The sequence below is a fragment of the Pseudomonas sp. 9_2_1 genome (assembly GCF_059295275.1).
The window spans coordinates 5,220,324-5,232,444 of record NZ_CM181239.1 but is presented as its reverse complement, the minus strand read 5'-3'; the positions used below and the strand labels follow the sequence as shown (position 1 = coordinate 5,232,444).

Sequence of the window (12,121 nt, the reverse complement as noted above, 5' to 3'; positions counted from 1 at the left end):
TTTTCTTTCGGGCGTGATGCCCTTGGACAGACCCGCTACGGTAAAGCCCGCAGCGGGTTTGTGCATTTATCGACTGCGCTTTACTGCGCGATGGTCTTCACCGAAACCCCACGCTCGACCGGCGTGGAGGTTCGCCCATACACATCCTCGAAGCGCTCGATATCATCCTCGCCCAGGTAGCTGCCGGACTGCACCTCGATGATCTCCAGCGGGATCTTGCCCGGGTTGCGCAGGCGGTGCACCGAGGCGATCGGAATGTAGGTCGACTGGTTCTCGGTCAGCAGGAACACGTTCTCGTCGCAGGTGACCTCGGCCGTGCCGGACACCACGATCCAGTGCTCGGCACGGTGGTGGTGCATCTGCAGCGACAGGCTGGCGCCCGGTTTGACGGTGATGTGCTTGACCTGGAAGCGGCCGCCCATGTCCACCGAATCGTACGAGCCCCACGGGCGATACACTTCCAGGTGGTTCTGGGTTTCGCTGCGGCCCTGCTCGTCCAGGGTCTTGACCATTTGCTTGACGCCCTGGACCTTGTCCTTGTGGGCAATCATCATGGCGTCCTTGGTCTCCACCACCACGATGTTCTCCAGGCCGATCACCGACACCAGCTTGCCGTTGCCGTGGATCATGCAGTTGTGGCTGTCCTGCACCACCACATCGCCCTTGGTAACGTTGCCATTGTGGTCTTTCTCGTGCACTTCCCACAGCGACGACCAGCAGCCCACGTCGCTCCAGCCAGCCGACATCGGTACTACACAGGCACGCTGGGTTTTTTCCATCACCGCGTAGTCGATGGAATTGTCCGGGCAGCAGGCAAACGTTGCCTCGTCGATGCTCAGCACATCGCCGTCTTCTTCGCTGCGTTCCAGGGCCAGCACGCAGGTGTCGTAAATGTCGCCGTCGTGCTTTTTCAGCTCTTCGAGGAAGCGGCTGGCACGGAACAGGAACATGCCGCTGTTCCAGAAGTAGCCACCGGCCTGGACAAATTCGGCGGCGCGTTTTTCGTCGGGCTTCTCGACGAACTGCGCAACGCGTGCCACGCCTTCGGGCAGCAACGCGTCCTGGCTGGAGCGGATGTAGCCGTAGCCGGTTTCCGGCCGGGTTGCCGGCACGCCGAACAGCACCATCTCACCACGCTCGGCGGCCACGGTGGCCAGGGCCAGTGCACGTTGCAGGGCTTTCTGATCATCGATCACATGGTCGGCGGGCAGCACCAGCATTAGCTCGTCGCGGCCTTCATTGACCAGTTTCATGGCAGTCATGGCCACGGCCGGCGCGGTGTTGCGGCCGAACGGTTCCATCAGGATGCCTTGGGTTTCCAGCTTCAGTGCGCTCAGCTGCTCCTGGACGATGAACTTGTGGTCCTTGTTGCAGACCACGATCGGCGTGTCCATGCCTTCGAACACCAGGCGCTCGATGGTTTGCTGGAACAGGGTGTGTTCACCGGTCAGGGCCAGGAACTGCTTGGGGAACTGCTTGCGCGACAGAGGCCACAGACGCGAACCGCTACCACCAGAAAGAATTACCGGGATCATCATGTTTCTCCAATAGTCGTTTAGAGGCAGGGGGATCAGTTGCTAGCCACGGGGCGAGTTACCCACACCGGCGACAAGCTGTTGCCGGAACCTGTTACGTACAGCACGGCAGCTTCGCCGCGCTCCAGAGCGACGGGTTTCACGTCACCGACTTTCTTGTCGCCCTGGTACAGCGCCAGGCTGACCTTGACCGGGTTGATCTCGCGCTCGCCACGGCCGTTGGCGGCCACCGGCTTGACCACTTCGGTCTTGCCGTCGGCAGTTTTCAGGGTCAGTTGCTGGTCGCTCAGGTTCTGCACGCGAACCAGGGCTTTCTGCTTGTTCTTGAACGGTGGCTCTTCGATCAACTTCGGGTTGCCGCCGCTGCTGTTGACCAGGGTGTAGTACTTGTCCGCGGCCAGCTTCACCGGCACGCTCTTGCCGCCGACCTGGGCGGTGTAGTCACCGCCCGGCAGGAAGCTGAAGTCGCTGCTGGCCTGGGCGCCAACCTGCTTGATCTGGGTGTTGCCGACGCTGGCAGCAGCCGGTGCGCTGGCGGCGTTGAACAGGCGCACGAAGGTGGAGCCTTTGGGTGCAGTCGGGCCATACAGCGCAGCGTCGGCGCCGGCGAAGGCGTGCATGGACGCAAGGGAAAGGCCGGCCGCAAGGGTGAGGGCTTTGGCAATGGAAGTCTTGGTAGTCATGTGCATTTCCTCTCTATCAATGGTTCGTCCGGGCGGACGACAAGGCCAGGTTTTCTTCGGATTTACGGGCGTTCTTCAGCTGCGCGATCCACTGCGGATCGAAGCTGCTCAGGTCGTTCTTCATGGGCAGGTAACGTTCGGGGAATTCCCACACCACCACTTGTGGCGCGGCGTTCTTGAAGGCGTCGCTTTGCAGGTACTTGAGCATTGGCAGCAGCGGGCCGTGGCCGTCTTCGGCGTAGTTGGCCACGTCGCTGCGCAAGGCCTGTTGCAGCGCACCGAGGAAGTTCCAGTGCGGGTTGGCGCTGTAGCTGGTGCCTACCAGCGCCACCGGAATCTGCGTGTCGGCAAACAGCGCATCGCCGCCTTCGCCCTCGGCCTCGGCAGGCCGGGTGGTGCGTTGCTGCAGGGTGTCCGGCGCCGGCAGCAGGTTGCTGAACAGCGGGTCAAGCGGCAGGAAGTTGGTCAGGTCGCCCTTGTACGGTGCGGTATCGCCGGCTTCGGTGATGAAGGTCTGCGGTTCGCCGTCGAGCAGGCTTTGCCGCGCCACCGCTTCGGCCAGGGCCTGGGCCACGACTTCGGCGCCCATTGGCGTCCAGTGGGTGTCGGTGCGCAGGAATACCTGGCCGCGGGCCTTGGCCTGCTCCAGCGGTGCCATCAGGTCCGGGGCGAACACGTTGGCCTGGCGTGCCTGGGCGTGGAACTGGTTGTACAGGTCGTCATGCAGGCTGGCAGGTGCTTCTTTACCGACATACTCGGAATAGACCCGCGCCTTGGCCGGCACGATCGCCAGCACCAGCTGGCTGCCGTGCTGCTGCAGGGTGTCGCGCACGCCGCGGATCAGTGCCAGGTTTTCCTGCATCAGTTGCTCGGCACCGGCGGTGGGCTTGAACTCTTCGTCGCTGAACAGCCACTGGTCGCGGCCCAGCACCACACCGGGGCGGCCTTCGTTGAACAGCTTGAAGTCCATCGCCGCCCACAGGTTGGTGCCCAGGCGCTTGATCGGGAATTCTTCGTCGTAGTGGGTCTCGGCTGCCTTGGCCAGCTTGCCGTTGAGCAGGGTCATCTGCTCGGTGCGCTGGAAGCTCTGCAGGCCACCGGTGGACCAGGCGCCCATGCCCACCAGCAGGCCGAGGAACGACAGCGAATAGGTGATGCGTAATGTCCGGGTCATGTCATCCACCTCAGAACTGGAAGTACAGGAACGGCGAGTAGCTCTGCGCCGAGAGCTTGAGGATCGAGGCCACGAACAGCAGCAAGACGAGGGCGCGGGTCATTACCCGGGTCCAGTCCAGGCCGAGCGAGCCGTCGCTGTTGATTTGCACCGGGGTGGCCGTTGGCGTCGGCCGGGCGTTGCGGTAGAAGTCGCGCAGGCCGAAGAACGCCAGGGTGAGGTAGGCGATCACCAGGGTGGCCACCTGCAGGCCGGTGAGCTGCGCGCGGTTGAGTTCCGACAGCTGCCAGTCGCCGAAGCTGAACATGGCGCCGTACATGCGGGCGGCCACGTGCAGGTTCTCGGCGCGGAAGATCACCCAGCCGACCACCACCAGCAGGAAGGTGAAGGCCCACTTGACCGGGTTGAAGCGCTGCGGGTTGGTGTCCAGGCCCAGCGCCCGCTCGATCGCCAGCCACATGCCATGCCAGGCGCCCCAGATGATGTAGGTGAAGTTGGCACCGTGCCACAGGCCGCCCAGCAGCATGGTCAGGAACAGGTTGCGGTAGGTGTTGAAGGTGCCTTTGCGGTTACCGCCCAGGGTGATGTACAGGTAGTCGCGCAGCCAGGTCGACAGGCTGATGTGCCAGCGCCGCCAGAACTCGGTGATCGACTGGCTGATGTACGGCTGCTTGAAGTTTTCCATGAAGCGGAAGCCCATCATCAGCCCAAGGCCGATGGCCATGTCGCTGTAGCCGCTGAAGTCGAAGTACAGCTGCGCGGTGTAGGCCAGGGCGCCCAGCCAGGCATCGCCGGTGGTGGGGTTTTGCAGGGCGAAGCAATGGTCGGCGACCACCGCCAGGGTGTCGGCGATGAACACTTTCTTGATGAAGCCCTGCATGAAGCGGGTGCAGCCTTCGGAGAACTTGTCCAGGGTGTGGGTGCGGTTGTTGAACTGGTCCACCAGGTCCTTGAAGCGCAGCACCGGGCCTGCGATCAGGTGCGGGAAGATCGCCACGAACGCCGCGAAGTCGATCAGGTTGCGGGTGGCCGGGGTGTCGCCGCGGTACACATCGATGATGTAGCTGATCGACTCGAAGATGTAGAACGAGATACCGATCGGCAGCAGCACATGGGTGAGGATGAACGGCTCCAGGCCAAACGAGCTGATGATCGCGTTGAGGCTGTCGACGCCGAAGTTGGCGTACTTGAAGTAGCCGAGGATCGCCAGGTCGACACCCACGCCCAGCAGTAGCCAGCGCTGCGCCGGCTTGGTGCGCACGCCAGCGGCACCGACTTTCAGGCCGATCCAGTAGTTCCACAGGGTGACCCCGGCGAACAGGGCCAGGAAGTCCACCCGCCACCAGGCATAGAAGACGTAGCTGGCGATCAGCAGCAGCAGGTTGCGATAGCGTTGCCCGCTCAAGTAGTACAGGCCGAGGAATATCGGCAAGAACAGGAACAGGAACACGTTGGACGAGAAGACCATCCCGGTTCTCCTAATTTGTTCACAGCATCCAGGGCAAAGCGCCCCCCAAACCCCCCAGCGCAAGACCGGAAGGCAACTTAGTACCTCTGTGGGAGCTGGCTTGCCGGCGATGCAAGGCGAAGCCTTGCCCATCGGTAGTCAGGGGCCGCTTCGCGGCCCCTCGCCGGCAAGCCAGCGCCCACAGATTCCACCCCCGCATTGGGGTGTGCTACTTCTTGCTTTCTGCGCTCGGGTCGTAGACCCGGGTCAAATCGCCGCCGAGCCTGAAACTGTTGAACGGCTGCATCTCATGCTTGCGCTCCAGCGTGTCGCCCACGCAGTGGTACAGCGCGCACCACGGCTCGAGCCAGGCGTACTTGCTGTCGACCTTGAGGTCTTTCATGTCCTGTTTCTCACCGGCCCGTGCCTTGAAATGGCTTGGGTCGCGGGCGCCCGCCAGCACGCCTTCGCCCAGGCGCTGCAGGGCGAAGTTGTTTTCGCTGCGCAGGTCCACGCCATTGGCCTGGGCGAAGCTGGCGATCATCGCCAGCGGCGGCAGGGCATAGTTGTGGTAGGCCAGGGCACGCTGCTTGCGCTTGATTTCGTTGGGCAGGAAACCTTGCTCGTCGACCTGGTTGGCACCCACCTTGAATTCCTTCACGGCCCAGTCGAACAGGTCGCGACGGTCGGTGGCCACGGCGGTGGCCATCACCGACCAGGCGGCCCAGTAGCTGTGGTTGTTGATCTTCTGCAGCGGCAAGTCGCTCCAGTCGCGCACGGTCTGTTCGGCCAGGCGGGCGAGCCACTTCTCGATCAGCTCGGCCTCGGCCTGGTGCGCGGCCAGTGGCTGCGAGTTGGAGAACTTCAGGCGCAACCACGACCCGCTCATGCTGCCCAGCGCCCATTTGCGCATGGACTTGCCGGTGTGGTTGTAGTCGGTGGACAGCAGCGCACCGGCGCGTGCCCAGTCGCCCAGCCAGGCCAGGGTGCAATCGAGCTGCGCCGGACGGCCGTCACGCATGTACTGGCCGACCATCTTGCTGACGCCTTTCTCCAGCGTGGTGATGTCGGCAGTGGAATCGCGAAAGGCCTTCTCCGAGGCGACATTCAGCGTCGCCCGGGCCTTGTCCGAACCCTCGTACTTGCTCCGGAACTGCAGCGCGCCGGTGTACGGCTTTGGCGCGGCTTCGCAGCGGAAGTTGCCGTCGCCGGTCTTGAGCTTTTCAATGCCCTCGTAATACCCCTGCGGGGGCACCAGCGCAGCCTGCGCGGCGCCTGCGCACAGCGCCAGGGCCAGTAGGGCAGGGCGGAAGATTCGCTTGGATACAGTCATGTTCGCCTCACTGGCCGGCCTGCGCGGTTTGCGCAGGCACGGCGAAGTTGTTGCGTTTGCAGAGCTTGGCCTCGACCTTCTGGGTACCGTTTTCCGGCCCTTGTACTTCGAACGCCAGCAGGCTCTGGCTGGCCCAGTCCTCGTCTTCGCGCATCTGGAAGACGAAACGGCCGTCGGTATCGGAGGTCTCGGGTTTTTCCAGCTTGATGTCTTCGTGGCGGCCGTTGAGGTACCACAGGGTGGCCTGCAGCACCTTCACCGACGGATCGTCGAACTTGACGTCCATCTGCAGGTTGCGGTTGATCAGGTCCTTGATCACGCCGCCCTTGCCGTTGACCATCAGCTCGTTCTTGCCCGGCTTGAGGGTGGCGCTGGCGCTCATCAGCGCCGGGCGGTCGTCGCAGCCGTCGTCGAGCAGGCCAAGGATTTGCCGCCAGATGGTTTCCTGGTCCAGGCGGTACAACGGGGAGAATTCCCAGATCAGGATCTTCGGCGGGTTTTTCTGGAACTCCTCGCTGCCCAGGTACTGGATCATCGAGCCTTCCAGGCCACCGCCAGGGAAGGCGACATTGAGCACGTCGGCGCCGATGTATTGTTCGAGGAAACCCGAGAAGTTGTAGTTCTTGCCGCTGTGGCTGGTGCCGACCAGGGTGATCTGCGCGTTGCCGCTGTCACCGAACAGGTCGTCGCCGCCGCCGGTGGAGCCTTTCGGCTCGGTGGCAAACTGGTCCATGTACTGGACGGCGTAGCTGGTGTTGCACAGCTGGCCGGCAACGTTGTGCAGGGTGCCGGTCTTGCCCATGCGCCCGGACTTGGTAGTCTCGAATTCCTTGCGCGGCACGCCTTCGAAGGCCGGCATGTGGTGCACGGTATCGGCCACGATCCTGGCCGCACGCTGGGCACCGTAAGGGGTCCAGTGCTGGTCGCCACGGAAGTAGAAGTCCTTGCCCTGGTCGGCGGCAGCCAGCTGCTCGTTGGTCAGCGGCGACAGGTCGGGGACGTTGTAGCCCATGCTGGCGAAGCGTTTGAGCATGGCTTGGTAGTTGCCCAGGGCCTTCTGGTAGTCGAACGCGGCTTTTTCGGCCGGGTTGAGCATGTTGCGGTTCACCAGGCCACGGGTTGGCTGGTACACCACCACCAGTTCCACGCCGCGCTTCTTGAAGGCGTCGTGCACTTGCTGCAGCCGCTTGTAGCCGGCCGGGGTGGTGTTGAACTCGGTGCGCAGGTCTTCGCGGGTACGGAACAGCCAGTCGCCCTTGGCCTGCACCAGCGTGGTGAAGTTCTGTTGGTAGCGGGTGGTATAGCGGCTGGCATCATGCGCTTCAGGGCACAGCTGGCAGCAAGGCTCGGCGCTGAAGGAAGGGGCCTTGACCTCTTCGGCGCGCACGCCCTGGCTGATCGCCAGGAGGGCGGCGGACAGGCCCAGCAGTTTCATCAGGTGTGGAGTCATGGTCTGGGCTTCCTTAATCGATCATTTCGGTCTGGCGTTCGACCGGGTCGATCAGCACTGCCTTCTGCTGGCGAACCAGCAGGTCGAGGATTTCGTCCTGGCGCTCGCCCAGCACGCCGTTGAGGCTGATGCCGCTGGCCTTGCGCGGGGCGAGCATGGCGACCTTGTACAGCTCGACCGACAGCGGCGAGTCGATCGACAGCGGGCCGGAGCCGTTGGCCACCAGCTCGCCACCCACCACGATCAGCGAGACCTTGGTGTCGAACGGGTCGAGGGCGATATCGCGGTCGGTGTCGGACAGGTCCTTGATGTGGCCATACACGCCCACCAGGCCGTTGGCCATGGCCACGTTCTCGTACAGGCGGATGTTCACGCTGTTACGCACGCGGATGCCGTGGCGACGGTTGTTGATCAGCTTGTTGCCCCAGATCAGGTTGTCGCCGCTTTCGTACAAGGTGATGCCGTCGGTGTGGTTGCGGTAGATCTCGTTGTAGGCGATCAGATTGTTGACGCTGTTACGGTCGATCACCACGCCCGAGAGCTTGTTGTCGTAGCTCTTGTTGTTGATGATCCAGCTGTCGTTCACCTCACGCGAAACGATGATGCCGTGCTTCTTCTTGGTGCCGTACACCGTGTTGCCGGCGATGATCAGGCGGTGCGAGCGGTCGTGCGGGTCGATGCCATAGACGATGTTGTCGCGGTAGGTGCTGTCCTTGACCACGAAATCCTGGGTCTCGTAGCAGTAGAAGCCGTACCACATGTCGCTGAACTCCGAGCCGATGATCCAGCCGGTGGGCTCCGGGCGGCCCATGCGCTTGGCCATGTTCGGCGTGTACTGCGAAATGCTCACGCCATACGACTTGGACTTGGCGTAGCCGAAGCTGGCCATTTTGCTGTTGACGATGTAGGTCTCGGTGCCGCCCCACGACAGCAGGAACGGGCGGAATTCCTTGGGCGAGCGGAAGGTGGCCGGGCCGTTGTCCTTTTCACGCCAGCCGGTCACCTGGGTGTCGCTGACAAACAGCTTGCCGTCGTTGACCAGGAACGAACCGCCTTCCTGCGACAGGCGCAGTTGCTTGACCTTGCCGTCGATCTCGAGAATGCCCTTCTGCCCGACCACGATCGGCAGGCGCGCCAGGTACACGCCAGGCTCGACTTCGCTGAAGTACTGCCTGGGCACCTTCTTGCTCAGTTCGACCAGGTCGACATGGCCGTCATCGACGAAGATCGCCTGCGGGATGCCGTGCTGGCGCTGTACCCATTCGGCCGCCTTGTTGTCGCCGCCGATAAACTCCTTGAGGCTGTCCTCCTGGAACATGCGGCGCAGGCTGACCTTGCCTTTGTGGCTGCGGTCGATTTTCTTCTGTACCGCCTCGGCCGTGAAACCGGTGAGGTCGGGCAGCTTTGGCGGGTCCATCTGCAGCGGCTCGATCGGCGCGCTGGAGATCGTGTAGGTCTTGGCCTGCTGCAGTTCCTTGGCGATCACCTGGGGCTCTGCGGCAGCGACCAGGCCGCTGGCCAGCAGCAAGGCGCTGGCCAACAGGCTGTGGCGTAAGTGCGGGTGAAGGTTCATGGCTGGTCCTCGGCCTCAGAAGCGCCAGATGACGTCGACGAAGGCGCGGTGCATGTACGAGTCCGCTTCCTTGCCATAGGCGTCGCCCGGCTTGAACACGCCGGCACGCAGGCGTACCAGGGCGGACGGTTCGTCGATGGCCTGGCTCATCGAAGCGGGCAGCAGGCCTTGCTTGAAGTACTTGGTCACGACCACGTCCATTTCCTGGCCAAGGTCTTTTTCGCCGTCGACCAGGGGGCGGTTGACGCCGTTGTCGTTGACCACCGCGTTGATGCCGCTGGAGCCGATGTTCTGGTTGCCATCGACACGCCAGAACTTGTGATAGATGAGGCTGGCGTCGTAGTCGTCGCGCAACTGCCAGGAGGCGAACAGGGTGGCGGCCTGCAAGTTGCCCAGCTCGCCGCGGAAGGCTTCACCGAAGCGGTGCACGCGCGAACGGGTGCCGGTGAAGTTGGAGCGGTTGCTCTCAAGGCCGGTCTGCTCGAAATTGTTCGAGCCGTCGTCGCCACCGCCGCCGCTGCCGCGAGCGTACGCCGCACCGACCTGCCACTGCGGGTCCAGGCGCAGGCGGATGCCCAGGTCGGTGGCCCAGGCGTTGACGTCGCCGCTCTGCTTGCCGGTAGCCACTTGGTCGTTGCCGACAGCCTGGCTGCTGAGGGTGTCGCGGTCACCGGTCAGCCAGGTGACGCTGCCCCAGTAGTTGACGGTGTGGTCATTGCGCCAGTTGTAGGCGTCGCTGTTGGCCTCCAGGCCCAGCCAGGTGAGGTCGCCGGTGCGGGTCTTGTCCAGTGCGTCGACGGTTTCGCCGGGGCTTTTAAGGCTGCCGCTGTCATGGCTGTGGTGGGCGCGCACGCCGACCCAGTGACCTGGGGTCCACTGCGTGGCGACGTTGCCGTAGATGTGCGTGCGGTCCTTGTCTTCCGGGGCCAGCTCGGTGAGGTCGGTGCGGTATTCGCTGAAGCGCTGGGCCACGCCCAGGTCGGCCTTGAGCAGGGTGGTGTCGAAGGTCCAGTTCAGCGCCTCGATGTTGGTGTCTCGCCACATGCCGTCGTCGCTACGCAGGCGTTGGCGGCCCAGGCGCAACTGCTCGCCCGGGTAGGCGGTGAGGCCGCTGTAGCCGACCCAGAACTCGCGCATGGCCAGGTAGCTTTTGTCAGGCTGGCGGCTGTCGTCGCCAGTGTCGGTGCTGGTGCCGTCGTCATTCTGGCGCAGGGTGTCGGTTTCGATGGTGTCGGTGGCTGCGACGGCCTGGCCCATGGCGTAGGCGCTCCAGTTGCCGCGTTCGCCGTAGACCCAGGGGCGCAGGTCCAGGCCCAGGCCGTTGACGTCGCCGCCCGAGCGGGTGCCCAGGTCACGGTCGTCTTCTGACTGGCCGGTGATTTTCACATCCAGGCCGAAGTTTTTTTCAGCGGTCATTTCCGCCAGGGTCGGGCAGGACCACAGCAGGGCGAAGCTCAGGCCGATGCCGGCTTTCACGAAGGGATTGAGCGTCATAGCGAGTCCTCACCGTCTACTTCTTTTTCGTCGTCTTGCAGGGCTTCGATGGCCAGGGTGCTGTTGGCGCCCTGACTCATGCTGCCGCGTGCCTGCTGCTCTTGCGCCAGCAGTTGCCGGGCCTGGTTGCGCTGTTCAGGCGTCAGTTGCTGATCGAGCTGCTGCAGCAGTTCGGCGGACTGCGGCGTCGGGTTGGCCTGGGCCAGCTGCGCAAATACCCACGCGTCACCCGGTTGCGGGCGAATGCCGTGGCCTTCGCTGAATAGCTGGGCCAGGGCGTAGTCGGCGCTGTTCTGCCCGCCACGGGCAGCAGTCAGCAGGTTGTCGACGGCTTTTTGCGGTTCGACATTGCCCAGGTAGCCGCGGCGGTACAGCTGGCCGAGGTAGTAATGGGCACTGATCTCGCCGGCATCGGCAGCTGCCTGCAGGTGCTGTTCGGCTTTGCTGGCGTCAGCCGGCAGGGTCTTGCCTTCGTAGTACAGGCGGCCCAGCAGCAGTTCGGCACGTGGCTGTTCGGCTTCGCGGCCCTTGTCGATGTAGGCCAGCAACTGGTCGGTGTCGCCCAGTTCGGGGAAGTCGTATACCAGCTGCGCCAGGCTGACCCAGGATGCCGGGTTGGCCGGGGCCACCTGCTCGAGCAGGGCCTTGGCGGTGTTCTCGTCGGTCTGGCCGAGGCTGCGGTCGGCCAGCACCCGGGCGACGCTGTCGACCCGGGTGGCCGGCACGGCGCCGCGGGCGTAGGCGGATTTCAGCTGGCCGAGCAGGGCGGCTTGCTGGTCGGCCTGGGCACGCTTCTGGTACACGGTGGCCAGTTCTACGTAACAGATGTCGGTGCTGTTCAGCGCCGCCTTGCAGATGTTCTCGACCTCGCCCAGGTGCTGGTCGTAGGTGCCCTGGGTGCGGTACAGCAGCACCTGGGCCAGGCCCGCTTCCGGGTTGCCGGCGGCGCGCCACTGGTCGATCTGCTGCTGCGCGTTGACCGCGGGGAAGCTCTGTGGGTAGCTGAGGTAGAGCATCGCCAACGGGATCAGGGTGTTGCTTTCGCCTTGGCGGGCCGCTTGCTTGAGCAGGGTTTCGGCTTCTTCGCGTTCGGCCTGGGTGCTGTCGGGCTTGGCCACCAGCAGGCGCCCGAGGCGTGCCTGAGCACGTGGCGACGTGGCGGCAGCGGCGCGGTAGGTGGCCTCGGCTTCCTTGATTTGCGACGGGTCGCGGCTGGCGACCTTGATGTCGGCCAGGCCCACTTGCGCTTCGCTGTAGCCCAGGTCGGCCAGGGCCTTGTAGTTGCGCTCGGCCAGCGCTGTGTCGCCGCGCTTCATGGCTTCGTTGGCCAGGCGCTGGTCGGGCAGACCGGCGCAACCGGCCAAGGCGATGGCTGCAGCCAGGGCACACAGGCCCAGGCTGGCGCTTTTCTTGTAGGGAATCATGTGGTGAT

9 protein-coding genes are annotated in these 12,121 nt (G+C 64.0%); all 9 read right to left on the bottom strand.

Annotation, left to right across the window (positions count from 1 at the left end; translation table 11 throughout):
• Nucleotides 1–80: 80 nt before the first annotated feature.
• A complete protein-coding gene (locus AC5O5I_RS23730) occupies nt 81–1,535 on the bottom strand; it encodes a mannose-1-phosphate guanylyltransferase/mannose-6-phosphate isomerase (protein WP_172288098.1) in 1,455 nt (484 codons plus the stop codon).
• Between the two features lie 35 nt (nt 1,536–1,570).
• Nucleotides 1,571–2,218: an alginate O-acetyltransferase AlgF gene (locus AC5O5I_RS23725; protein WP_172220752.1), complete on the bottom strand. Its 648-nt coding sequence runs from the start codon at nt 2,216–2,218 to the stop codon at nt 1,571–1,573.
• 16 nt (nt 2,219–2,234) lie between these two features.
• Entirely contained in the window at nt 2,235–3,392 is a 1,158-nt protein-coding gene (locus AC5O5I_RS23720) for an alginate O-acetyltransferase (RefSeq protein WP_494511657.1), read from the bottom strand.
• A 10-nt stretch (nt 3,393–3,402) separates the two neighbouring features.
• Entirely contained in the window at nt 3,403–4,860 is a 1,458-nt protein-coding gene (locus AC5O5I_RS23715) for an MBOAT family O-acyltransferase (protein WP_172285686.1), read from the bottom strand.
• 208 nt (nt 4,861–5,068) lie between these two features.
• On the bottom strand, nt 5,069–6,172 hold the full coding sequence (locus AC5O5I_RS23710) for a mannuronate-specific alginate lyase (protein ID WP_494511656.1): 1,104 nt from the start codon (nt 6,170–6,172) through the stop codon (nt 5,069–5,071).
• Nucleotides 6,173–6,179: 7 nt separating this feature from the next.
• A complete protein-coding gene (locus tag AC5O5I_RS23705; protein WP_172230687.1) occupies nt 6,180–7,622 on the bottom strand; it encodes an alginate O-acetyltransferase in 1,443 nt (480 codons plus the stop codon).
• Between the two features lie 13 nt (nt 7,623–7,635).
• On the bottom strand, nt 7,636–9,195 hold the full coding sequence (gene algG, locus AC5O5I_RS23700; RefSeq protein WP_172230684.1) for a mannuronan 5-epimerase AlgG: 1,560 nt from the start codon (nt 9,193–9,195) through the stop codon (nt 7,636–7,638).
• Nucleotides 9,196–9,210: 15 nt separating this feature from the next.
• Nucleotides 9,211–10,689 carry an alginate export family protein gene (locus AC5O5I_RS23695; protein WP_172285684.1) on the bottom strand — a complete coding sequence of 493 codons (1,479 nt, stop codon included), beginning with the start codon at nt 10,687–10,689 and terminating at the stop codon, nt 9,211–9,213.
• A complete protein-coding gene (gene algK / locus AC5O5I_RS23690) occupies nt 10,686–12,113 on the bottom strand; it encodes an alginate biosynthesis TPR repeat lipoprotein AlgK (RefSeq protein WP_172227169.1) in 1,428 nt (475 codons plus the stop codon). The genes AC5O5I_RS23695 and algK overlap by 4 nt, the downstream gene beginning before the upstream one ends.
• Nucleotides 12,114–12,121 lie beyond the last annotated feature (8 nt).